The sequence below is a fragment of the Bacillus sp. RCC_6_1 genome (assembly GCF_041360755.1).
In the GTDB taxonomy this organism is placed as follows: domain Bacteria; phylum Bacillota; class Bacilli; order Bacillales; family Bacillaceae_G; genus Bacillus_A; species Bacillus_A cereus.
This window is the reverse complement of the sequence record NZ_JBFUPV010000002.1, coordinates 277,231-301,782: the sequence shown is the minus strand read 5'-3', so window position 1 is coordinate 301,782 and position 24,552 is coordinate 277,231. Positions and strand designations below refer to the sequence as shown.

Here is a 24,552-nt window from a genome sequence, read left to right as displayed (position 1 = left end):
ATCACACCATCTGCAGCGTAAATCGAAATTTATCTACCTGCGAGCGGTGCTGATTTCTGAAGGACTATCGTTTATAATTATAAATAATTATTTTGAATCTACAACCGACAATTTACGTATGAAATGTTGCTTAAACAACAATATAATACCAATATGTTGTTTAAGTATAGAAAATTAAACGAGGAGAAGAAAAATGTCTATTAAAAATACAAATGATCCACGTGTAAAGCGAACGAGACAACTCATTCAGGATGCTTTTGTCGCTTTAGTAGGCGAAAAAGGCTTTGAAAATGTAACTGTGCAACATATCGCAGAACGCGCTCCTGTAAATCGCGCTACATTTTATAGCCATTACCATGATAAATATGACCTATTAGACAAAAGTATTGAAGAAATGTTAGAGAAGCTAGCAGAAGTAATTAAACCGAAAAATAGAAATAAAGAAGATTTTCAACTTACATTTGATTCACCTCACCCTACATTTTTGGCTTTATTCGAACATATCGCAGAAAATGTAAACTTTTATAACGTTATGCTTGGGGATAAAGCTGCCGGAAACTACTCTTATAAAATGATGAAAACAATACAAGTGCATTTAACATTAAGCTTGTCTATTTCACAACCAGATGATGAAGATCTTATGGTTCCTCGTGATATTTTGATTAGTTATGTGACAGGGGCTCACATCGGAATGATTATGTCATGGTTAAAAAGAGGAATGATATATACTCCGCATTTTATGGCGATGCAATTAACTCGTTTAATTATTTTAGGCGCTCATACTGCAGCAGGATTAGAACGGCCTTTTTAAACATAAAAAAGCGAAGGAGAATCTCCTTCGCTTTTTCTATTAATTAAATGTAATGTTATGTACAGCCTCTTTATCAAGACGTTTAATAACTTCTACAATTAACTTTACTGCATTTTCATAATCATCACGGTGTAACATTGCCGCATGAGAATGGATATAGCGCGTTGCAATTGTAATTGCCATAGAAGGAATACCATTTACAGCAATGTGAATCGCACCCGCATCCGTTCCTCCGCCCGCTACTGAATCATATTGATACGGGATTTGTAATTCATCAGCAACATCAACTACGAAATCACGTAAACCTGTATGTCCAATAACAGAAGCATCATATAAAATGATTTGTGGTCCATCGCCCATTTTACTTTGCGCTTCTTTTGACGTTACACCCGGTGTATCTCCAGCGATACCAACATCTACTGCGAACGCGATATCTGGTTTAATATAATTCGCAGATGTTTTTGCGCCACGAAGACCAACTTCTTCTTGTACAGTTCCAACGCCGTATACAACATTTGGATGCTTTTCATCTTTTAATTGTTTTAATACGTCAATTGCAATTGCACAACCGATTCGGTTATCCCATGCTTTTGCAAGTAACATTTTTTCATTCTTCATCACTTGGAATTCAAAGTAAGGTACAACTTGATCTCCTGGTCGTACGCCCCACTCCATTGCTTCTTCTTGGCTAGAAGCACCGATATCGATGAACATGTCTTTAATTTCAACTGGCTTTTTACGAGCTTCTGGAGGTAAAATGTGCGGTGGTTTTGAACCAATTACACCTGTTACATCTCCTTTACGCGTTACAATCGTCACGCGTTGCGCAAGCATAACTTGTGACCACCAGCCACCAACCGTTTGGAAGCGAAGGAAACCTTTGTCATCGATTTGTGTAATCATAAATCCAACTTCATCCAAATGACCTGCAACCATAATTTTCGGGCCGTTTTCTTCCCCTACTTTTTTTGCAACTAAACTCCCTAAGTTATCAGTAGAAAGTTCGTCCGCAAACGGCTCGATATATTTCTTCATTACTTCACGTGGTTCACGTTCATTACCAGCAATACCACGTGCATCCGTTAATTCTTTTAGCATTGTCAATGTCGCGTCTAATTTTGTCATTGCCAACACCCTCCTTTTTCTTCAGTCAATTCATTATACAATAATTAAATTGAAATATTCAAAAATTAAATTAGTATCCTTGTGTTTGACGCTGATGATTTACTTCATTTTTATCTAAATATGCTTTTTCAATCTCTTCTTGCTCAAATTCAAGTGCTTGTCCAAGTCGAAGATAGCTCGTAAATAATTCAATATAGTTTGTAATAGATGGTTGATCTGTAAAACGAATTACTTTCGCATATGTGTCTAAGAAAATTTCCACTTGTGTTTTATTCGTTTGTGCACATTTATAGAATAGGAAGTTTTTATCAATACCTAAATCAATTCCGATTGATAAAATAAAATGCAAACCATCTACGTACTCTTCTAATATCACTTCACGCTCCGAAGCTGGTTTGTTGCTCCAATATTTAAAACAACGTGTTTCATTTGCAAGTTCTCCAATTTCTACAAGAAGAGCTAACATTTTTTCTTTTAACAATTTTTTCGGTTGTAAGTCATGTTCTTTTGCAATACGGTCATCTAATTCTTTTTGTAATTTAAATAGTTGTAGTAAGTCCATTCTATTGTCCTCCTCCAACATCGCATTTTACGCAACAATGTTGTTTCATCTCAAAGTTCATTATTATGTTTCAGTTCTTATGAATAAGTCAGCTATCTACCTCTTTATAAAATAGCTTGTCCTTAATTTACAAATACGTTTCAGTCATCGCTCTTAAATTGTTCATCTGATGAAAGTTCCATATCATCTTTCCATTATAGCAGTGTCGTTTCGGCTAGGAAAGATACTCTTCTTTCCAAAAGAGCAGAATTAAAAAAAGCCAGGAGTATTCTCCTGACTTCATATGTATATTCTTCTATACTGCTATAACTTTTATATTGATTTTGTCATATTGATAACGACATAGTCGTTAATCTTTAGAATTTCTTTCACTTCTAACTTCTATTTGAATACAAATAAAAAACCTTAGAAGAAAATTCTTCTAAGGTTTCAACTAATTAATTAGTTAATGTTGTTTTTTGCAACTGTTGCTAATTCAGCGAAAGCTTTTTCGTCATGAACAGCTAAGTCAGCAAGCATCTTGCGGTTAACTTCGATGCCAGCATTTTTAAGACCGTGCATTAAGCGGCTGTAAGAAAGACCATTCATACGAGCTGCTGCGTTGATACGTGTAATCCATAATTTACGGAAGTCACGTTTCTTTTGACGGCGGTCACGGAATGCATACATTAGAGATTTCATAACCTGTTGGTTAGCAACCTTGAATAATGTATTTTTTGAACCGTAGTAACCTTTTGCTAATTTAATTACTTTTTTACGACGTTGACGAGTAACTGTACCACCTTTTACTCTTGGCATAATATTACCTCCTAATTGTTCTATATATCAGCCGAACTTATTTTAAGTTGTCAAGCATTTGACGAATGCGTTTGAAGTCACCAGCGCTTACTACACCAGCTTTACGTAGTTTACGTTTAGCTTTTGTAGATTTGTTAGCGAATAAATGGCTTGTGTAAGCGTGAGAACGTTTCAGTTTACCTGATCCAGTCTTTTTGAAACGCTTTGCAGCGCCGCGATGAGTTTTTTGTTTAGGCATAGGTATTTCCTCCTCTATCTATTACTTATCGTTTTTCGGTGCTAAAACTAAGAACATACTGCGTCCTTCCATTTTAGGCTTAGATTCAACTGTACTAACTTCAGCACAAGCTTCTGAGAAGCGATCTAAAACACGTTGACCGATTTCTTTATGAGTAATGGCACGTCCTTTAAAGCGAATTGACGCTTTAACCTTGTCGCCTTTCTCTAAAAACTTGATAGCATTACGAAGTTTTGTGTTAAAGTCGTGTTCATCAATTGTTGGACTTAAACGAACTTCTTTCATGCTAATTACTTTTTGATTTTTGCGCTGCTCTTTTTCTTTCTTCTGTTGCTCAAAGCGGAATTTACCGTAGTCCATAATGCGGCATACTGGCGGTTTCGCATTTGGAGCAACTAATACTAAATCAAGATTAAGATTTGCAGCTAAGTCTAAAGCGTCATTACGAGACTTGATTCCAAGTTGATCGCCATTTGCGCCAACTAAACGTACTTCACGTGCACGAATTTGCTCGTTAATCATCATATCCTTGCTAATAGTAAGCCACCTCCAAGGTTTTCTCAGAACATATTTTGTAGTCATAGAACCCGAACAAAAAAAGTGCGGGCATACGACACCCACACTTGTAAAATCTTAAGTAAGAAATACATTTACCTGTTAACTGCGAATGCGTCCATCAGGTGAGAAGCGGGTGCTTCTACTTGTTCCACAAAACAATATTCTATTATCCTTGATGAGTTTATCATAGGACATGACGTCTGTCAAGAAGACGCGATGTGTTTTACTAACAACAAGAAATATTGTAACAAACAACTAACATACTTGCAATACTTTTTTATGATAAGTGTTACATGGTTATTTTTTCTAATTTCTCTCGAGTATATTACATAAAAAAGCCGCGGTATACCGCGGCTTTTTCTTATCGTTTTCCTTCTACTTTAATCATGTCAACAAAAGCATCTAATGCGATTGTTTCTGATTTTTGTTCACCATATTTACGTACGTTTACGCCGTTTTCAGTTACTTCATTGTCACCTACTACAAGCATGTACGGAATTTTTTGCATTTGTGCTTCACGGATTTTGTAACCGATCTTCTCTTCACGAGTGTCTAATTCAACACGGATACCAGCACGACGCAATTCGTCTTGTACTTTCTTCGCATAGTCTAAATGTACTTGCGGAGAAACTGGAATTACTTGTACTTGAACTGGAGCTAACCATGTTGGGAATGCACCTTTGTATTCTTCAATTAAGAAGGCAACAAAACGTTCCATAGTTGATACAACACCACGGTGAATTACAACTGGACGATGTTGTTTACCGTCTTCACCAACGTATGATAATTCAAAGCGTTCTGGAAGTAAGAAGTCTAATTGTACAGTTGAAAGTGTTTCGTCTTTTCCAAGAGCAGTACGAACTTGAACATCAAGTTTTGGACCGTAGAATGCCGCTTCACCTTCAGCTTCATAGTAATCAAGACCCATTTCATCCATAGCTTCTTTTAACATACCTTGTGCTTTTTCCCACATCTCATCATCCGCATAATACTTTTTAGTATCTGCTGGGTCGCGGTAAGATAGACGGAATGAGTAGTTCTCTAAACCGAAATCTTTGTACACTTCTAGAGTTAAGTTTACAACACGTTTTAACTCTTCTTTAATTTGATCTGGACGAACGAAAATGTGCGCATCGTTTAAAGTCATTCCGCGTACACGTTGTAATCCAGATAACGCACCTGACATTTCATAACGGTGCATTGTTCCAAGTTCTGCAATACGGATTGGTAATTCACGGTAGCTGTGAATATCATTTTTATAAACCATCATATGATGAGGACAGTTCATTGGACGAAGAACTAATTCTTCGTTATCCATTTCCATTGATGGGAACATGCCATCACGGTAGTGGTTCCAGTGACCAGAAGTTTCATAAAGCTCTCTGCTCCCTAGTACTGGAGTATATACGTGATCATAGCCTAAGCTTGCTTCTTTATCAACGATGTAACGCTCGATAATGCGGCGGATTGTTGCACCTTTTGGTAACCAAAGTGGTAAACCTTGTCCTACTTTTTGGCTATTAGTAAATAGTTTTAATTCTTTACCTAATTTACGGTGATCGCGCTCTTTCGCTTCTTCAAGCATACGTAAGTGCTCATCTAATTCTGCTTTCTTAACGAATGCAGTACCGTAAATACGTTGTAGCATTTTATTATTGCTATCGCCGCGCCAGTAAGCACCTGCAACGCTTAATAATTTAAACACTTTAATTTTCCCTGTAGATGGAAGGTGAACACCACGACAAAGGTCGAAGAATTCGCCTTGCTCATAGATTGAAATAACTGCATCTTCTGGAAGATCGTTAATTAAATCTAATTTTAACTCATCGCCGATTTCTTCAAAGCGACGAATTGCTTCTGCACGTGGTACTTCATGACGAACGATTTCTAAGTTCTCGTTCACGATTTTTTGCATTTCTTTTTCGATTTTCTTGAAGTCTTCAACTGTAATTGCTTCTTCCATATCAATATCGTAGTAGAAGCCATTTTCAATTACTGGACCAATGCCAAGCTCAACCTTAACATCTTTATATAAACGTTTTAACGCTTGTGCTAAAAGGTGGGCTGTTGAATGGCGTAAAATATATAGGCCATCTTCAGAATCTAATGTAATGATAGAAACTGCACCATCTTCTTCGATTGGTGTAACAAGATCGATCATCTCATCGTTTAATTTTCCAGCTACAGCTTTTTTCTTTAAGCCTGGGCTAATAGAAGCTGCGATTTCTTCAGTTGTTACGCCTTTTGGAAACTCCTTCACAGCTCCATCAGGGAAAGTAATTTTAACTACATCTGCCATCACTGGTCACTCCTCTTTTTCTCAAAATAAAAAACACTCATCCCGTAAAAAGGGACGAGTGTTGAATTCGTGGTTCCACCCTTGTTCCAATTAACATAATTGTTAATTGCTCAAGTTCAACATAACGGTGTTGTCCGTTAGCAATTACTAGAAAAACCGTTCACTGCTAAAGTTTAGAGGTGGTAAGTAATAATCCCGTACTAGGAAGCTCACACCCTAAGGCTTCCCTCTCTGAAAATCGTAGAAAACTACTCATGTCCTCATCATGACATTTCAATATATTTCATTTATGTAGGTAATTATATGCTCAAAAACTTAGAAAATCAAGGGCGTTACCTTTATTTTTTAAATTTTTCACATTGCGCTCAAAATCATGTAATCCATGTAATTGGACCCGTTCTTGGAACACATTTCGCAAAGTAATAATCATATTATGGTCTTGTTCTTTCGTATATAAATAAATCTTTTTAGGCGAAATAGAAAGAAGCGGCGCAATTACTTTCGTATCAATATATACATCATTTTGCTTTAATAATTCCTCATCTATATATTGGACCAACTTCTCCTGTTTTAAACGTCTACCTTTATCATCATAAAAGATAAAGCTTTCATCAAAAATAAGATGCACGCAAGACAAACGTGATTTACGGCTACTTACTTGTTGCCGAAGCGTCTCAATGAACATTTGGTATTCTTGCTCCATCTTATATTCATCAATTGCCACTTCCGCAAGTTTAGCCACCATTTCCCTATATGTACGAAGACGAAAACGGATATATGATGAAAACGAGAATGAGAGCGGATCACAAAGCCAATTATTTAAAGAAGACTTAATATATGACTCAAATGCGTTACGCGTTAAATCCTGAGCTACACCTTTTCTTCTTCCCTTTAAAATCTCATGTGCCATGTGCAATATTTGATGACACTCTTCTTGTTCTTCATAAAAAAACTTTTCTTTTAAAATCGTATAAATCCACTCATTTTGTTTCACATTCACAATGAAATACACCATTACTGGCAATAAGATTTTTTCAATATAATTCGATTCACGTACTGGTATGTGAATCACCACTTTTTGTTCCTGTAAATACACACTCGTTTCCTTATATAACACTTCCGCTCTTTTCAGCAATTGTCTATATACGTGCATAGCATCATTTTTTTCTTCGAAGCAAATTTCAATCACTTTTGTCCCCCCTTTTATCCCCGCTCTAAAGGACTGTATCTATACGTTACAAATCCTATAAGAGTCCGTCCCGCGTGAATTTCACTCTTAGTAGAATCACATTTCCTATCGTTAGAAAATCCACTCAATATGGCTTGCTAATTTTATATATATTAAGGGAGGGAGAAAAAAATGATACAAGCTACTATGAATTTTTATTGTATACTTTACTTATCAATAAAAGGGGGTATCTGAATGTTTGAATATAAATTCGTAAAAGTCGAATTACATTGGGGGTTCACTCGCTCAAAACCAGCTGAAGACTACCAAGAAATTATTCAAGAACATGCTAGAGATGGCTGGAGGTTCGTACAGATTGTTGCCCCTACGTTTGGCAGTTCTGGACAACCTGAATATTTCGATCTCATATTCGAAAAGAAAATATCACTATAATACAAAAAAAGAGCAAGCTGAGAAGCTTACTCTTTTACTTATGACGACGGTTTTTCCCACCAATTGGAATTGGTTTCGCTAAATATTTAATTCTTTCCATAATACGTGCTGCTTTCATTTCTTCAGCCTCACCACGCTGCGTATACGTTAAATGGTGTTCCAGTTGTTTAAAATCAAAATTAGACGTAAAGAACGTCGGTAAGTTTTCTAACATACGGAATTGCAAGATTGCACCAAGCACATCGTCACGCACAAAGCTTGACATCGCTTCTGCCCCGATATCGTCTAACATTAAAACTTGTACGCGTTTAACCGCATCAATCTTTTCACCAATCGAATTATCTTGAATTGAACTTTTAATTTCACGTAAAAATTCCGGGAAGTATACGAGCATCGAACTTATTTTCTTTCGAGCAAGCTCGTTCGCTATTGCTCCTAAAAGGTACGTTTTTCCTACACCAAATTTACCGTACAAATATAAACCTTGTGCTTTTTTACCTGGTTCATATGTACTTAAAAATTCATTCGCTGCACCAATTGCATCGATACGTGCATTTAAATCAGAAGGGTCTAAGTTTTCCATAGTTGCCTGCAAAATATCCGTTGGCATATATACACTTTGAACGAGTTTTTCATATTTCTTTCTCTCGTCATGCGCTACTTTTCTAACGCAGCGATCGTATTGAATATCAATCATCTTCCCTTGAATAACAAGCTTTGGCTCATAACCTTGTAGCATATTTTTACATGAACCTAAATCCGGACAATCCACGCAACCTACACTTTGTCCAATATATTCATATAACTTCACAAGACTGCGCTCAATCATAGAAGTCGTTACTTCACCCTTATGTTCGTCTATAAATTCTTTCACACGCGGATGCGCCATTACTTCTGCCTTTAGTACTTCATATCTATTTTTAAAGTTTTCATTTTCCATTAATTTTGCAAATGAATTTTGAATATGCTCCATTTTCTCACCTCAAAGAGCGTTCATTCTCTTCTATTAATCACGCTTATATTTTTTTAACACTTCTTCTAGTCGTTTTCTTTCATCTTCTAGCGTACTTGCATCTTTTTCTACACTTGTATCTTTCTTCTCTGTTTCTTTCTCTTGTTCTTTCGGCTCTTCTTCCTTAAGCCAATCTGGCACCATTTCTTTCCGCACCGTTTTCTTCGCCGTACGGCCTTTTTTCTTCGTCTCAGCCCACTCTTGATATTGCCGGTTCTCTTCTTTCGCTAACGCCATCGCGTCCGCTACTGTACCGACCTTTTTACGTGCCCAATGCCCAGCAATCTTCTCGACATACGTTTTCGCAAGTTTCATATCTGAGCGTAGCATAACGTAATAAATAAGTACATTCACAACTCCTGGTGTCAATTTTTGATTAATCATGACATCTTCAACGATCTGCAAGTCCGCTTTCGTTGCCTCTGCACCACCAGAAATCTCTTTCAATAGTTGTTTTGGCGAGATTTCCTCTAGCTGCTTTATTAACATCTCCTCTTGCGATGAAGGCTCTTTCTCTTTCATCGTACGTGCAGCATGAGGCTGTACTCTTTCACTTAATACCGGTAATGCTTGACCATTTTCAAATTGATACCAATCGCGCGCTCCTTTTCTAAGCCTTTCCGTATCAATTGTTTGCATCTCTGTCACTGCACCAAGAACGATATTTTGCATCGATAACACATCTACACCATACACGTAAGCAAGTGTTATAACGCAGTCTCTCACTTGATCTGTAATCGCCTTTTTAGGAACAAGAGCGGACAATCCATCTACAAATAAAGAGAAATCAAAGAAATCATTCCAAACTTTCGGAGCGTCTCCCTTCTCGTTACTTGGCATAGTTGTCGTTTTTGGAATACGAAGGTCTTCTTGCGCATGCTCAAGCTGTCCTGGATTAAACGAACCAAACACATCATTGAAAGAACGCGTAACATTTTCATAAGAAGCAAAATCAAATTCTTCTTCTAAGAAATATTGCTTTACTTGATTATATTTTGTCCGGCTCAATCGATTGTATAAAAAGATACTTAAAACAATATCATCAAAAAACTGCTTCGGAGATAAAGGTGGTTGCAACTCATATATGAACATTCGAATATCTTTTTCTTTCTTAATATATACCTTCAATAGCCCAATTGCCTCTAACTTTACTCGTTCCTCATATATTTCAGGAAGTTGCATTTGCATAGTCACCATAAGGGAATGATGCGTATTCTCTTTTCCAAATACACGATCTTGCTCTAGCTCTCCCCATAGTGTCATGTATAAGCTAAAAGCTCTACTACCTATTAACGGCTGATACAACATCGTTAACACTTTTCGGTCGTAATTGTGCAGTAGCCCTTTCGCACTTACTTTATAACGATCAATCGGCAATAGCTCCATCCATGACTGTTTTTCCATTCTTGCTTTTCCTTTCTCTCATCCAATCTATCCTCTACTTCATTCGTTCTATCTTCATTATATAAATTCTTAGTGAAAAAGAGCTATTAGCTTGCGCTTCTAGCTCTCTTATCCTATTACTTACGGTATGTAAAGAGAATAAAATACAACTTCTACTCTCTTTCTTTTTGCAGTATATCTTTTAATTCTTCAATAAATACATTTAAATCTTTAAATTGACGATATACAGAAGCAAAACGTACGTAAGCAACATCATCAATATCGCGAAGTTCTTCCATGACAATTTCACCAATCATATCACTTTTCACTTCTGATATACCTAAATTACGCAGTTCACGTTCCACGCTTTGTGTTACTTCTTCTAATTGTCTTAAAGATACTGGTCTTTTTTCACACGCTTTAATTAAACCACGTAAAATCTTTTCTTTATTAAACTCTTCTCGTGTGCCTTCTTTTTTTACAACGATAAGAGGTGACTCTTCTACCCTTTCAAAGGTCGTAAAGCGACTTAAGCAGCTTTCACACTCTCTCCTTCTTCGAATAGAGCGCCCCTCGTCTACCGGACGCGAATCTAACACTCTTGTACCATTATGAGAACAGGATGGACAACGCAATACATTCACTCCTTTACACTATACTCTTTATTTTTCTCTACTCACTTCACCTAAAATATATATACAATATTATATAACTCATTCTAACTCTCTTACCACTTTAAGTTTCAGCGCATCACTTTATCATCTCATCCTTAAAAATAAGATGGTATATAGAGCACTACCTCATTTGCAAGAATCCAATTTATTCAACTAACGAGTACGTTATATTTTTCCTTTTTTATAAACTAAAAAAGAGGTGCATTATACACCTCTTTACATTTTAAATCAATTATGTTCTTTTTTAAAGAGCTTTTGTTTCTCTCTGCTTAATTTCGAAGCTACCAGTTCCTCGAGGAAGCTCGATGCTCTCACGCGTTTTCGCGTTTAAACCTTCTGCAATATATTCTGCAGCAACATTTGGATCAATACGATCCCCACAAGTATAAACATCAATACTTGCGTAACCGTGCTCCGGAAAGCTATGAATTGTTAAATGTGATTCCGAGATAATTACTACTCCACTTACACCTTGTGGTGCAAATTTATGGAAAGCAACCTCACGCACTTCAGCACCAGCTTTTAGTGCTGCATCCACAAATAATTGTTCAATATACGGCATGTCATTCAGTTTGTCGAAATCGCAATCCCAAAGTTCAGCAATCACGTGACGACCCATCGTATCCATAGTATCCATTCTACAGTTCCCCCTTGTAAATTTATTCTAACTGTTCGAATTGAAAACTAATTTGCAATTTGGCTTGCTCCACTACCACGGGGGAAAGTTAGTCCAGAGAGGTCCTAACCCTTTAAGTAGTGACTACGTACCTCAGCTCTTAAGTTTACGAGTGTTAGTATACTTTGTTTATTTTCATTTTGCAACAACAGTTTTTTCGATTTTCTGTCATATTTTCCTCTTTACTTTTCCCTAAAAAAAATAAACGATTCACAAATGCAGTAATCACAACGCTTCGTGGTATGTCCACTTTTTTAAATATACTTATATAATTTTTTTCCTTTTCAGAAAAAATTAAAAAAAGAGGGCAAATGTTGCCTTGCCCTCTCCTCCCTTATTCACTTAAATGTGTTGCACATTTTCTTGTTTCGCTAACTCTTCAACAACTAACGTTACAAGATCTACAACACGACGAGAGTAGCCCCACTCGTTATCATACCAAGCAAGTACTTTCACTTTACGATCACCCATTACCATTGTAGATAAACCATCAATAATAGCTGAGTGTGTATTTGTATTAAAGTCGATAGATACTAAAGGCTCTTCGCTGAATTCTACAATACCTTTTAACGCACCGTTTGCAACAGTTTTGAATGCATCGTTAATGGCTTCAACTGTCACATCGCGTTTTACATCTACTACTAAATCAACAAGAGACACGTTTGGTGTTGGTACACGAAGTGCCATACCATGAAGTTTTCCGTTTAAATGTGGAAGAACTTTTGCTAGCGCTTTCGCAGCACCTGTCGTTGTCGGAATGATTGATTGTCCGCAAGCACGTGCTCTTCTTAAATCTTTATGTGGGTTATCAATATTTTTTTGGTCATTTGTATAAGCGTGAACTGTCGTCATTAAACCGTTTTCAATTCCAAACTGCTCATCTAACACCTTCACAACAGGCGCTAAACAGTTTGTTGTACAAGATGCATTTGAAATAACAGTATGTTTTGTAATATCTAATTGGTCTTCGTTCACACCAACTACAATTGTTACATCTTCATTTTTACCAGGCGCTGTTAAAATTACTTTTTTCGCTCCAGCTTCAACGTGAAGAATTGCTTTTTCTTTTGAATTAAATTTACCAGTTGCTTCAATTACAACTTCAACACCTAAATCTGTCCAAGGCAATTCCTTTGGATCGCGGTTGTTTAAAAGGCGAATCATTTTTCCATCAACTAATAAGTGATCTTCAAATGCTTCTACTGTTCCGTCAAACTTGCCATGAACTGTATCATATTTAATTAAGTGTGCTAACGTTTCAGATGGATAGCTTGCATTGATTGCTACAATTTCGAATGCGCTTTCTTTTATTGCTTGACGAAATACCATTCTCCCAATACGTCCAAATCCATTAATTGCCACACGAGTCATAATATGTTATCCCCCTTGAATGCGTTATACTATTTATCTCCAATCCCAATAATAGTATAACACAAAAAGGGGATATGTCACTAAGCATTTTCATTAATTTCACAATTTTTTAGTCAATAATGTTCCACTTCTTTAAAATTACCTGCAATTGTGTTTTCGTTCCCATAATTGTGCCATCATTATTTATCACTTCATCTGCATTTTTCACTTTTTCTTCTAACGGCATTTGAGATTGAATACGAGCTGTTGCTTCTTCTTCTGAAAAGTTATTTCGTTTCATTAAACGTTCTAATTGCGTATGCGGCTTAACCGCTACAACTAAAATGCGGTCAACGAGACTTGTTAATTTGCTTTCAAATAAGAGAGGAATATCTAACACAACCGCTTGCATACCTTCTTTTATGTACATTTCCTTTTGCCTATTCATTTCCTCACGCACTGCAGGATGAACAATTTTATTTAACTGCAATCGTTTTTCTTCATTATAGAAAACGACACTTCCTAGTTTTGGACGATCTAGTTCTCCATCTTCTTGTAACACTTCCGTTCCAAATACTTCTACTATTTTGTTATATGCTGGTTTTCCTCGCTCTACAACTTCTCGTGCAATAATATCTGCATCAATAACTGGTATGCTCAGTTCACGAAACATTTGAGACACTGTACTTTTTCCACTTGCAATGCCTCCTGTTAATCCAATTACTACTGTCATCATAATCCTCCTCATAATAAAAGGCGCGAAACTAATGTTCCACGCCCATACTTACATTTTCCAAATTCCAATAATAATGAGTAATACTCCAGGCAGGAATGTAAATTTTTGTAACCACTTCATATTCGATAAAACCGTTCCAAGTTTCATTCCAATAAATAAAAACAAAGAACTCATAATTGCAACTAATATCGCCATCATAGCGGGTGCATACCCTAATAAAGATGCACCAATTCCGGCACCAAATGAGTCTACAGAAAGAGCGATACCAAGAAGCAATGCTTCTCCTGCAGAAATGGTGCCTGATTTATCAAAATCTGCTACAGTCGGTTTCCGTAAAATTTGAATCACTAGCCCTAGTGAGGCAATCTCTAATTTCCAGACCTTCTCCTCTTGCTTCGGTTCTTCTTTTTTCTCACTTCGAAAAAATTGATATAATACCCAAATCCCTATTCCAATAAGAACAAGCCCACCGATACGCGTTGCGATAACAGGTGAAAATACTTTCGCGATCATATGTCCAATTCCCATTGAAACAAGCATAACAGCCGCTGAACACATTCCGATAATTATAATTGATCTTAGTGGAATTCTTACGCTTCTTAAACCATATGTTAGCCCTACACTACAGCTATCCAAGCTTAATGTAAAAGCTAATAAAATAAGAGATAAATAAAGGTACATCGGTAAGCTCCTCCCTTATACATAGCTCTGCTGTATGTATATGACAAATGCCTATCCGATGTTATCTCTTTTCTATATTCTAGGCTGACAAATTGGGCAGTAATGCGTTCCTCGCCCGCCAACAACTGTTTTTTCTAATATCGTGCCACAAGTTACGCACGGCTCTCCTTTTTTCCCATATACATTTAGGAGTTCTTGGAAAGAACCAATTTGCCCTTGTGAGTTGATATACGTCCGAATTGTACTTCCGCCACGCTTTACTGCTTCGCCTAGCGTTGTAACGGTAGCCTCATAAATTCGCTCAATTTCTTCTACTGTTAAAGACGAAGCTTCTCGTTCCGGATGAATTTGAGAACGGAATAAAACTTCATCTACATATATATTTCCAAGCCCTACTAAAAGACGCTGATCCAGTAGCACAACTTTTATTTTACGATTTGTCTTTTGTAATCTTTCTTGTAAATACTGCGGTGTCATTTCAGCATCAAATGGCTCCGGACCTAAGTCCGCAAGAGGCATTTGGTTCATTTCTTCACCTTTCTTAAAGAGATGCATCGTACCAAACTTTCTCACATCTTTATAATGTAATTCCGTCCCATCTGTAAATAAGAAACGGACGTGCGTATGTTTATCAATCGGCTCATCCTCTTGATGTAGTAAAAACTTACCTTCCATACGCAAATGTGAAACAATAACATAATTCGTTACATATAAAAGCAAAAACTTTCCTCTTCGCTTTATATTTTCAATCTTCTCGCCTTTTAGCATTTCTTTAAAGATTTCTGCATCATCCGGTCGTTTCACTATTTTTGGATAAGTAACAATAACATCTTCAATCGTTTTTCCTGTTACAAGATTTTCAAGTGTCCGTCTGACGTTTTCAACCTCTGGTAATTCAGGCATTTCATCACTTCCTTATTTTGCGTCGTACCAAGTTGGACCGTAAGAATAATCAACTTTCAGCGGAACTGCAAGTTCAATTGCATGCTCCATTACTTCAGGTACAAGCTTCTCTAATTTTTCAATTTCTTCTTTTGGCGCTTCAAATATCAATTCATCGTGTACTTGCAGAAGAAGACGTGCTTGTAATCCTTCTTCTTCTAAACGATCCGCCATAATAATCATCGCTTTTTTAATAATATCTGCGGCAGTACCTTGAATTGGTGTATTCATCGCTGTACGCTCAGCGAAGCTACGTAAATTGAAATTACGACTCGTAATTTCTGGAATATAACGGCGACGATTTAATAATGTAGCCACATATCCTTTTTGTTTCGCATCTTTTACGATGTCCTCCATGTATTCTTGTACACCAGGGAAACTTTCTAAATACTTTTCAATAAATTCCGCTGCTGCTTTTCTTGTAATTCCTAAGTTTTGGGAAAGACCATAATCACTAATACCATATACAATTCCGAAGTTAACAGCTTTCGCTTGTCGTCTCATATTTGAAGTTACTTCATCTTTTTTAACGCCAAATACATCCATAGCTGTTTTCGTATGAATATCCATATCATGTTGGAATGCTTCAACTAGCCCTTTATCATTTGCAATATGAGCTAATACACGCAGTTCGATTTGTGAGTAATCAGCCGCATACATAATCCATCCTTCTTCTGACGGAACAAATGCCTGACGAATCTTTCTTCCTTCTTCTAATCGAATCGGGATATTTTGCAAGTTCGGATCCGTTGAACTTAATCGACCTGTTTGCGTTAACACTTGATTAAAGCGAGTATGAATTTTAGATGAATCTTCATGTACAACTTTCAATAAACCTTCAATGTAAGTTGAATTTAGTTTCCCTAATTGACGATAATGTAAAATATTTGGAATAATTTCATGGTGATTCATAAGCTTATCTAGTACATCAGCTGACGTAGAATAACCTGTTTTCGTCTTTTTAATAACCGGCAAGTTTAAGTTCTCAAACAGAATAACACCAAGCTGCTTCGGTGAATTAATATTAAATTCTGTTCCCGCAAGCTTATAAATTTCCTGTTCCATTTCCTTTAATCTACCCGCAAGTTCTTCTCCCATATTACGAAGACGCTCTGTATCAACTTTTACACCCTTTACTTCCATATCAGCTAATACACGTGCAAGCGGCAATTCTAACTCTGTAAACAGTTCATATTGCTCATTCTTCTTTAACTCTTCAACGAATGTTTGCTTTACATCATATAATACATGCACTTTACGAGCCACATGCTCCGCTACTACCTCTAACTTTGGAACAGCACGCTTCGCACCTTTTCCGTAAACTTCTTCATCAGATTTCACAGCATGCGTTTCTTTCATTTTCGCTACAGTACGGAAGTCTTTATCCGTATCAGCTGGATCAAGTAAATAAGCAGCGATTAATAGATCAAAGTCAATCCCTTGCATATCTATCCCATTCCATTTCAGTGCAACGATTGCACGCTTCGCATCAAATGTATGCTTTCTCATTTCTCCATCTGCAAGCCACTCTTTAAAAGCATCTGACTTAAGAGCAATGTCTGTCTGAATAAAGTAACATCCATTTTCATTTTGAATACCGAAACCTTGAATGTCTGCTTTATGATAGTTATCTTCTTGTACTTCAACGATAAGCGCACTATCTTGCTGAAGCATTTCTTCTGTAACTTCTTCCACAATATCAAATGTAATATCATCTAATTCAGCTGGAGCAGTTTCTTCTGGCGTAACGCCTAATTTATTTAAAAGAGATGTAAATCCTAAACTCTCGAACATTGGAATGACATCACTTGCTTCATATCCTTTATACGCCATATCATCCACATGAACTGTAATCGGCGCATCTGTAATAATAGTTGCAAGATCCTTACTCATAAGAGCTTGTTCTTTATTTTCTTCCAGTTTTTCTTTTAATTTCTTCCCACTTACTTGATCTATATTTTCATACACCGCTTCAACCGTTCCAAACTGTGTTAACAATTTAATTGCCGTTTTTTCACCAACTCCTGGTACACCTGGTATATTATCTGACTGGTCTCCCATTAAACCTTTCATATCGATAATTTGCTTTGGTGATAAGCTGTATTTTTCAAATAAAGCTTCTTTCGTATATTCATCCACTTCTGTAATCCCTTTTCGCGGAATACATACAAGCGTGTTATCAGAAACAAGTTGAAGTAAATCTTTATCTCCTGAAATAACTTTTACACTTGCCCCTTGCTCACTCGCTTCTTTCGCTAACGTTCCCATGATGTCGTCCGCTTCATAATTTTCTAATTCATAACGCGGTACATTGAACGCATCCAGCATCTCACGAATAAATGGGAATTGCTCTGATAATTCAGGTGGAGTCTTTTGACGCCCTCCTTTATACTCACTATACGTTTTATGACGGAACGTTGTTTTGCCTGCATCAAACGCCACTAACATATGAGTTGGCTTTTCTTCCTCTAATATTCTCATTAACATCATTGTAAAACCGTAAATTGCGTTCGTATGTATACCTTTGTCGTTATTTAAAAGCGGTAGTGCAAAGAAAGCACGATACGCGATATTATTACCATCTACTAATACGACCTTTTTTTCCAAAATTGAAACCTCCCCATACAAATTTGAAATGATTTTTTTCACAGAAAAAAACCGTTCCTTTCCTCTCTCTATATTAACATGACTAATAGAGAGAAGAAAAATAACGGCTATTTTCTTTCATATATAAAACAGACTTATATTGGCATAAAGGGAAGTGACGAGAACAGCTTAACTATTCTCGTCCAAAATTACTCCTTGGATGAAGGGGTTTTCATGTATTATATTAACAGAGCTTTATTAATATTTAATTAAGCCATTGTTAATATATTGTAAACATCCTTCATCCTATTTTTCAGTTGCTGATTTCGGTAAAACAACTGTAAACGTTGTCCCTTCTCCAACTTCACTATCTACTGTAATCGTACCTTGATGCGCCTCAACTAAATGCTTTACGATCGACAATCCAAGGCCGGTACCACCAGTATTTCTACTTCTTGCTTTATCCACCCGGTAGAAACGTTCAAAAATACGCGGAATTTCCTCTTTACTAATACCAATTCCAGTATCCGATACTTTTATATAAGCATTATATTTATCTTCCGCTAACTCTACTGAAACAACGCCTCCAGCCGGTGTATATACGATTGCGTTATTAATTAAATTAATAAAGATTTGTTTCAAACGACTTGGATCTCCAATAACAGAGGCACGTTTTAATACATTCACTTGTAAAGAGATTTCTTTTTCTCCTGCTTTATTATCAAGCACCATATGAATATCTTCAAGCAGCCCCTTCATGTCAACGGTTCCCATATTTAATTTAAATCCTTGTTGTTCGATCTTCGACAAATCTAATAAATCTTCAATTAATCCTTGCATGCGCTCACTTTCTTTTAAAATAATGTGCAAGAAATGTTCGCAGAATTTTTTATTATCCATCGCTCCGTCTAAGAGTGTTTCTGAAAAACCTTTAATAGAAGTAATCGGTGTCTTTAATTCATGAGAAACATTCGCTAAAAAGTCTTTTCTCATTTGTTCTAATTTCTTTAACTCTGTTATGTCATGGAATACGAGAACAATCCCTTTCCATTCATGGTTTGTCCCGATAATCGGCGCTCCATATACTTCGAAATGCTTCCGTTCAATTCCAAGTGGCAATAACATTTGTTTACGCACTTTCACTTCTGTCATAAAGATTTCTTCTACAAGCTCAATAATTTCTGTATGATGAAACGATTCATAATATAAGCGATCTAAATATTCTTCATCTGTTACGTGGAAAGTTTCCTTATAAGAGCGGTTTACAAGGTTTATATATCCTCGGCTATCAATTAAAATCATTCCGCTTCCCATATTTTCAATTAACGTATGCAGACGATCTTGCTGCATTTCTTGTTCAAGTGTCATCTCTTGTAAATTTCGAGCTAAAATATTAATCGCTTTACTCAGCATTCCTGTTTCATCCGAATGACTTTCGTATGCACGTGCTTTATAATTACCCTTTGCCAATTCAATTGCAACTTTCGTAACCGATTCAATCGGCCTAATATATTGCCCTGTAATTTTCATACCTAAAAATACAACTACGAGACAAGCAATGACAAATCCGATAATTAATAATCCCCACGTTTTTTGATGTACGTCTCTTAAAGGATCAATTATACTTTTCACCAAAATGTATCCTTGTTTTCCTTCTACATCTTGAACGAACACCGCATGATAAAATTCATTCTTTCGATCCGTTTCTTTCGTAATTACTTTACTTCGTTGTTTTGCCACTTCCGAAGAAAGTTCTTTAATCGTCTCTGGACTAAATGCCAATTCTTGTCCTTTTCTATATTGAACTTTCTTTTTTTCATCCAAAAATACGATAGAAGCTGGTATTTTTTCTTCTAACTTTTCAAATACGTATGGATTTTTTAAGACATTATCAAAACCTTGCTCTTCTGCTAACGTCGCAACATACTCCGTCTCTTTTACCATTCTCTCTTTAGCATGATCTATATAGTAGTTTTCAAACACAGTTTCTAGTAATAAACCTAGTCCAACTAAAATAAATACAATAAGAGAAACAAATGTAAAAAGAAGCCTGGAACGAAATTTATTCATTCCCTTTTGGCTCCTCTAATTTATATCCTAAACCACGTATCGTTTTAATGTACGTCGGTTTTTTCGTATTTTGTTCAATTTTATCGCGCAAATGGCTAATATGAACATCAACAATTCGTGTATCACCAGCAAAATCATAATTCCATACAGCACTTAATAATTGATCACGTGTCAACACGCGACTTTTATTTTTCGCAAGATACACAAGTAGTTCAAATTCTTTTGGTGTTAATTCAAGCTTTCTTCCTTGGAAATAAGCCTCATAAAACTCCGGTAAAATTTTAAGTTCTGCAATTGTGATGCTATCTTCATCTGGCGCTTCTGCAACTTGTTCTTCTTGTTGTAATTTCGTACGGCGCAAAATCGCCTTCACACGAGCAACTACTTCTCTTGGACTAAATGGCTTTGTCATATAATCATCTGCCCCAAGTTCAAGGCCTAGCACCTTATCAAACTCATCATCTTTTGCCGTTAACATTAAAATCGGCGTCATAACGCGCTGCAATCGTAATTCTTTACACACTTCCATACCATCCATTTTCGGAAGCATTAAATCTAATATAATTAAATCTGGGCGTTCTGTTGTCGCTTTTTGAAGCGCCATTTCTCCATCCATCGCTGTTATAACTTCAAACCCAGCTTGTTGTAAATTAAATTCGATTAAAGTTAAGATAAATTCCTCATCATCAACTACTAAAATACGATTGTTCATTCTTTTCCTCCAAGTTATAGACTTGAAACCTTCTTCATCCTAGTATTTTCCCCGTTATTCTCATCATACTAGAAAACAAGGTCCCTCTCAATATAATTGTCTATTCATGGATTCGGATTGTGCTATTGTTATTCCTAAAAACAATTACGTTCGCCTCAATTATGTTTTGTTATCCATACTTTATATACTTCCATATCGTTATTAAATTCTACTTCCGTATGAATATTGAGTTCTCGATTTTGCGCTAAGAGAAAAGATAAAGCATACGCTATTTTATAATCTGGTGTTTCATATCCATCAAATACTCTCCCGTACATTTCATTCACAAACCCGTCTGCCCACACTTCAGCTTCTCTTACCGTTTCAAAGATCACTCTTCTCTTTTCCACCTCACCTAAAAAACCACTCCTTTAATTGACTTCAATTACCGATAATTATATTATTAATCTTAATATATAAATTAATAATATACGGAGGTCTATTATGCGACTAATACTATCCATTCTATCTTTAGCAGTCACATGTATCCTTGCTTTTAACGCTCCGAGCTGGGATACGATTAAAACGGGGTGCTCAGAATTTGCTGAAGGGTTCAAAGAAGGGTTCTTCAACTAAAAATAGCGCTAGCATCCTTATTAAAGGTATGCTAGCGCTATTCATATTTTCATCTTTTAAAAATTATCTAATGCTTTTTCCATAATGGAAACAGATTTAAAAGGTGGCGTTACTGTTAATGAACCTTTCACAACAGTTTCTCCTTTTTCATCATGAGCAGATACAAGCATATCAATTGTATGTTCCTCCTCAGAAACAGCCACAACTTCAAAGTGGATTTGTAACGTTTCATAATGGTGAACATGTTTCACGAATGTAAGGTCCTTTCTCGCAATATGACTTCCTGGACCCGGTAAATATTTCGTAACCGCCGTTGTAATCATTCCCGTTAGCATAATGCTTGGTACAATCGGCTTTTCATACGGAGTTTGGGATGCGTAATCATGCTGAATATATAATGGATTGGCATCATTCGTTAACCCTAAGTACAATAACAAATCTTTATCCTCAATTTTTTCAGTGATAGATAATTTCTCTCCTACTGTAATTTCATCCATTTTACGACCAATTTGAACTTTTTTCTTTAACATGTTACAACCCCCTCCGATTTTTTCACCTTATTATCCTACTAAAAGCGATACCTTATCCGAAATTTACTATGATGAGGGCAATGTATAGTATAAATCTACAGTTTCATTATAGGATATTACAAATGATAGCGTTTTCATATTATTTCAAAAAAACAATTCGGTAAATAGTAGAAAAAGATTCGGAATCCCGAATCTTTTTCACTACTATTCAATTATTAAACAAGAACTTTCATTACGTTACGTACAGATTCTACAGAGCGATCTAACGCTTCTTTTTCATCTGCAAGAAGTTCTAATTCAATAATTTTTTCAATTCCGTTACCACCTAGAATTACTGGTACCCCTAAGTAAAGGTCACTATAACCATACTCACCTTCAAGGTACGCAATAGCCGGTAATACACGGCGTTGATCTTTTAAGATTGCTTCTGTCATTTCAACTAAAGAAGCTGCTGGTGCGTAATATGCACTACCGTTTCCTAATAAGCCTACAATCTCACCGCCACCTTTACGTGTACGTTCTACGATTGCTTCTAAACGCTCTTTCGGAATTAACGTTTCTAACGGAATACCGCCTGCATATGAATAACGCACAAGAGGTACCATGTCGTCACCGTGTCCACCAAGAACAAATCCTGTAATATCTTTTACAGAAAGATTTAATTCTTGTGCGATGAATGTACGGAAACGAGCTGTATCTAATACACCCGATTGACCGATAACACGCTCTTTCGGGAATCCTGCTTCTTTAAATACAGAATATGTCATTGCATCAACTGGATTTGTTAACACAACAATAATTGCATTTGGTGAATGTTTTGCAATGTCGCGCGTAATACTTTTCATAATTTTAGAGTTTGTTGCTACTAAGTCATCACGGCTCATACCAGGCTTACGTGCAATACCTGCTGTAATAACGACAACGTCAGAATCAGCAGTATCTGCGTAATCAGATGTTCCAATAATGTTAGCATCAAAACCTTGTACTGGGCTCGCTTCTAACATATCTAACGCTTTCCCTTTTGTTGGATTTTCCAGTTGTGGAATGTCCACTAATACAACATCTGCCAGTTCTTTTTGTGCTAATAAGAATGCCGTTGTTGCTCCTGTAAATCCTGCACCGATGACTGAAACCTTCTTGCGTTTGATTGTCATAATTTACCCCCCCGCTTTAATTATGCGTTTTTGATTATCGCTACATCCATGTTTTTAATAAGTTCATTAGCGAACTCAGAACATTTCACTTCTGTTGCACCTTCCATTAAGCGTGCGAAATCATAAGTTACTACTTTTGAAGCAATTGTTTTCTCAACAGAAGCAGTTACTAATTTCGCAGCTTCGTTCCATCCTAAGTGTTCTAATAATAATACACCTGAAAGAAGAACAGAAGATGGGTTTACTTTATCTAAACCTGCATATTTTGGAGCTGTACCGTGTGTAGCTTCAAAGATAGCATGTCCAGTCACATAGTTAATGTTTGCACCAGGTGCAATACCAATTCCACCTACTTGTGCAGCAAGTGCATCAGAGATATAGTCACCATTTAAGTTCATTGTTGCAACAACATCGAACTCACGTGGACGAGTTAAAATTTGTTGTAAGAAGATGTCTGCAATAGAATCTTTTACGATGATTTTTCCAGCCACTTCAGCGTCTGCCATCGCTTTATTCGCTGCATCTTTACCATCTTTTTCAACGATACGATCGTATTCAGCCCAAGTAAATACTTTGTCGCCGAATTCTTGTTCCGCTACTTCGTAACCCCAGTTTTTGAAAGCACCTTCTGTAAATTTCATAATGTTTCCTTTATGAACTAATGTAACAGAAGAGCGTTTTTCGTTAATTGCATATTGAATTGCAGCACGAACAAGACGCTTTGTCCCTTCTTCTGAAATCGGCTTAATACCAATACCAGATGTTTCTGGGAAGCGGATTTTATTAACACCCATTGCTTCTTTTAAGAAAGCAAGAACTTTTTCTGCTTCTGGAGATCCTTGTGCATATTCAATTCCAGCATAAATGTCTTCTGTATTTTCACGGAAAATAACCATATCAGTATCTTCCGGACGTTTTACAGGTGAAGGAACACCTTCAAAATAACGAACTGGACGTAGACATACATATAAATCTAATTCTTGACGAAGTGCTACGTTTAGAGAACGAATACCACCGCCAACTGGAGTTGTAAGTGGACCTTTAATCGCGATTAAATATTCACGAATTAAGTTTAAAGTTTCTTCTGGTAACCACTCGCCTGTTTGGTTGAATGCTTTTTCCCCTGCAAGCACTTCTTTCCAAACGATTTTCTTCTCACCATCATAAGCTTTTTCAACTGCTGCTTCTAGTACGCGAGATGCAGCCGCCCAAATATCAGGACCAATTCCATCTCCCTCGATAAATGGAATAATCGGATTGTTTGGTACATTCATAACACCATTAGTTACAGTAATTTTTTCACCTGTCGTCAATGTGATAACCCCCATGTTTGAAATTTCATATGTATGAAACTGAGGGAATAACCCCTCAGTTCAAACCGTTAGTCAAATTAAAATATTCTAATCATTACATCTTTCC

At 36.5% G+C, this 24,552-nt stretch carries 24 protein-coding genes, 1 pseudogene and 2 other annotated features; of the genes and pseudogenes, 3 read left to right on the top strand and 22 right to left on the bottom strand.

The genetic code is table 11. The features are described 5' to 3' along the window. Window positions 1-193: 193 nt before the first annotated feature. Window positions 194-811 (top strand): TetR/AcrR family transcriptional regulator, encoded by a 618-nt coding sequence (locus AB6801_RS07635; RefSeq protein WP_000023661.1) that lies wholly within the window; start codon window positions 194-196, stop codon window positions 809-811. Between the two features lie 39 nt (window positions 812-850). Here the strand turns inward: AB6801_RS07635 and AB6801_RS07630 are convergent, their stop codons facing one another. The 7 genes from AB6801_RS07630 to ytxC all read right to left on the bottom strand — a co-directional run bounded on the left by AB6801_RS07630 (window position 851) and on the right by ytxC (window position 7,580). Beyond that, window positions 851-1,936 (bottom strand): M42 family metallopeptidase, encoded by a 1,086-nt coding sequence (locus AB6801_RS07630; protein ID WP_000163555.1) that lies wholly within the window; start codon window positions 1,934-1,936, stop codon window positions 851-853. 70 nt (window positions 1,937-2,006) lie between these two features. Next, the gene (locus tag AB6801_RS07625) at window positions 2,007-2,498 is read right to left on the bottom strand and encodes a dUTP diphosphatase (protein WP_000365050.1); all 492 of its coding nucleotides are present in this window, start codon (window positions 2,496-2,498) and stop codon (window positions 2,007-2,009) included. A 441-nt stretch (window positions 2,499-2,939) separates the two neighbouring features. Next, window positions 2,940-3,296 carry a 50S ribosomal protein L20 gene (gene rplT / locus AB6801_RS07620; protein ID WP_001138362.1) on the bottom strand — a complete coding sequence of 119 codons (357 nt, stop codon included), beginning with the start codon at window positions 3,294-3,296 and terminating at the stop codon, window positions 2,940-2,942. A gap of 37 nt (window positions 3,297-3,333) precedes the next feature. Then, window positions 3,334-3,534, bottom strand: a complete 201-nt coding sequence (gene rpmI / locus AB6801_RS07615) for a 50S ribosomal protein L35 (protein ID WP_001125945.1) — start codon at window positions 3,532-3,534, stop codon at window positions 3,334-3,336. A gap of 21 nt (window positions 3,535-3,555) precedes the next feature. Continuing rightward, the gene (gene infC, locus AB6801_RS07610; RefSeq protein ID WP_000973215.1) at window positions 3,556-4,059 is read right to left on the bottom strand and encodes a translation initiation factor IF-3; all 504 of its coding nucleotides are present in this window, start codon (window positions 4,057-4,059) and stop codon (window positions 3,556-3,558) included. Between the two features lie 63 nt (window positions 4,060-4,122). Then, window positions 4,123-4,243, bottom strand: a sequence feature (ribosomal protein L20 leader region). Between the two features lie 210 nt (window positions 4,244-4,453). Next, complete coding sequence (gene thrS, locus AB6801_RS07605) at window positions 4,454-6,391, bottom strand: threonine--tRNA ligase (RefSeq protein WP_000786083.1); 1,938 nt, start codon at window positions 6,389-6,391, stop codon at window positions 4,454-4,456. Between the two features lie 47 nt (window positions 6,392-6,438). Continuing rightward, window positions 6,439-6,667, bottom strand: a binding site (T-box leader). Window positions 6,668-6,698: 31 nt separating this feature from the next. Further along, window positions 6,699-7,580, bottom strand: coding sequence for a putative sporulation protein YtxC (gene ytxC, locus AB6801_RS07600; RefSeq protein WP_000569629.1), 882 nt, complete (start codon window positions 7,578-7,580; stop codon window positions 6,699-6,701). A gap of 234 nt (window positions 7,581-7,814) precedes the next feature. Between ytxC and AB6801_RS07595 the strand changes: the two genes are divergently transcribed. Next, window positions 7,815-8,012: a DUF4177 domain-containing protein gene (locus AB6801_RS07595; RefSeq protein WP_000464456.1), complete on the top strand. Its 198-nt coding sequence runs from the start codon at window positions 7,815-7,817 to the stop codon at window positions 8,010-8,012. Window positions 8,013-8,046: 34 nt separating this feature from the next. Here AB6801_RS07595 and dnaI read toward each other — a convergent pair whose 3' ends face one another. The 12 genes and pseudogenes from dnaI to AB6801_RS07535 all read right to left on the bottom strand — a co-directional run bounded on the left by dnaI (window position 8,047) and on the right by AB6801_RS07535 (window position 21,228). Then, a complete protein-coding gene (dnaI, locus tag AB6801_RS07590; RefSeq protein ID WP_000400104.1) occupies window positions 8,047-8,985 on the bottom strand; it encodes a primosomal protein DnaI in 939 nt (312 codons plus the stop codon). Window positions 8,986-9,018: 33 nt separating this feature from the next. Continuing rightward, complete coding sequence (locus AB6801_RS07585) at window positions 9,019-10,428, bottom strand: replication initiation and membrane attachment family protein (RefSeq protein WP_000415029.1); 1,410 nt, start codon at window positions 10,426-10,428, stop codon at window positions 9,019-9,021. 152 nt (window positions 10,429-10,580) lie between these two features. Beyond that, window positions 10,581-11,042: a transcriptional regulator NrdR gene (gene nrdR / locus AB6801_RS07580; RefSeq protein WP_001203687.1), complete on the bottom strand. Its 462-nt coding sequence runs from the start codon at window positions 11,040-11,042 to the stop codon at window positions 10,581-10,583. Window positions 11,043-11,325: 283 nt separating this feature from the next. After that, window positions 11,326-11,709 (bottom strand): adenosylmethionine decarboxylase, encoded by a 384-nt coding sequence (gene speD / locus AB6801_RS07575; RefSeq protein WP_098413228.1) that lies wholly within the window; start codon window positions 11,707-11,709, stop codon window positions 11,326-11,328. A gap of 390 nt (window positions 11,710-12,099) precedes the next feature. Continuing rightward, on the bottom strand, window positions 12,100-13,128 hold the full coding sequence (locus AB6801_RS07570) for a glyceraldehyde-3-phosphate dehydrogenase (protein WP_000198974.1): 1,029 nt from the start codon (window positions 13,126-13,128) through the stop codon (window positions 12,100-12,102). A gap of 109 nt (window positions 13,129-13,237) precedes the next feature. After that, window positions 13,238-13,840: a dephospho-CoA kinase gene (coaE, locus tag AB6801_RS07565; protein WP_000219315.1), complete on the bottom strand. Its 603-nt coding sequence runs from the start codon at window positions 13,838-13,840 to the stop codon at window positions 13,238-13,240. Between the two features lie 51 nt (window positions 13,841-13,891). Continuing rightward, on the bottom strand, window positions 13,892-14,524 hold the full coding sequence (gene ytaF, locus AB6801_RS07560) for a sporulation membrane protein YtaF (protein WP_000281743.1): 633 nt from the start codon (window positions 14,522-14,524) through the stop codon (window positions 13,892-13,894). Between the two features lie 72 nt (window positions 14,525-14,596). Next, a complete protein-coding gene (gene mutM, locus AB6801_RS07555; RefSeq protein ID WP_001114478.1) occupies window positions 14,597-15,427 on the bottom strand; it encodes a DNA-formamidopyrimidine glycosylase in 831 nt (276 codons plus the stop codon). Between the two features lie 12 nt (window positions 15,428-15,439). Next, window positions 15,440-18,073, bottom strand: coding sequence for a DNA polymerase I (gene polA, locus AB6801_RS07550; RefSeq protein WP_000412804.1), 2,634 nt, complete (start codon window positions 18,071-18,073; stop codon window positions 15,440-15,442). Between the two features lie 285 nt (window positions 18,074-18,358). Continuing rightward, window positions 18,359-20,122, bottom strand: coding sequence for a sensory box histidine kinase PhoR (gene phoR, locus AB6801_RS07545; RefSeq protein ID WP_001032106.1), 1,764 nt, complete (start codon window positions 20,120-20,122; stop codon window positions 18,359-18,361). Further along, window positions 20,115-20,834 carry a two-component system response regulator PhoP gene (phoP, locus tag AB6801_RS07540; protein WP_001065220.1) on the bottom strand — a complete coding sequence of 240 codons (720 nt, stop codon included), beginning with the start codon at window positions 20,832-20,834 and terminating at the stop codon, window positions 20,115-20,117. The genes phoR and phoP overlap by 8 nt, the downstream gene beginning before the upstream one ends. Before the next feature lie 155 nt (window positions 20,835-20,989). Next, window positions 20,990-21,228: pseudogene (locus AB6801_RS07535) on the bottom strand (hypothetical protein). Between the two features lie 89 nt (window positions 21,229-21,317). Here AB6801_RS07535 and AB6801_RS07530 point away from each other — a divergent pair. Beyond that, on the top strand, window positions 21,318-21,449 hold the full coding sequence (locus AB6801_RS07530) for a hypothetical protein (RefSeq protein WP_001237022.1): 132 nt from the start codon (window positions 21,318-21,320) through the stop codon (window positions 21,447-21,449). 56 nt (window positions 21,450-21,505) lie between these two features. Here AB6801_RS07530 and AB6801_RS07525 read toward each other — a convergent pair whose 3' ends face one another. From AB6801_RS07525 to icd, 3 genes are all read right to left on the bottom strand, one after another. Beyond that, a complete protein-coding gene (locus AB6801_RS07525; RefSeq protein ID WP_089171826.1) occupies window positions 21,506-21,979 on the bottom strand; it encodes a MaoC family dehydratase in 474 nt (157 codons plus the stop codon). Between the two features lie 215 nt (window positions 21,980-22,194). Next, window positions 22,195-23,133 carry a malate dehydrogenase gene (gene mdh / locus AB6801_RS07520; protein WP_000153232.1) on the bottom strand — a complete coding sequence of 313 codons (939 nt, stop codon included), beginning with the start codon at window positions 23,131-23,133 and terminating at the stop codon, window positions 22,195-22,197. A 20-nt stretch (window positions 23,134-23,153) separates the two neighbouring features. Next, the gene (gene icd, locus AB6801_RS07515; RefSeq protein ID WP_000206898.1) at window positions 23,154-24,446 is read right to left on the bottom strand and encodes an NADP-dependent isocitrate dehydrogenase; all 1,293 of its coding nucleotides are present in this window, start codon (window positions 24,444-24,446) and stop codon (window positions 23,154-23,156) included. Window positions 24,447-24,552 lie beyond the last annotated feature (106 nt).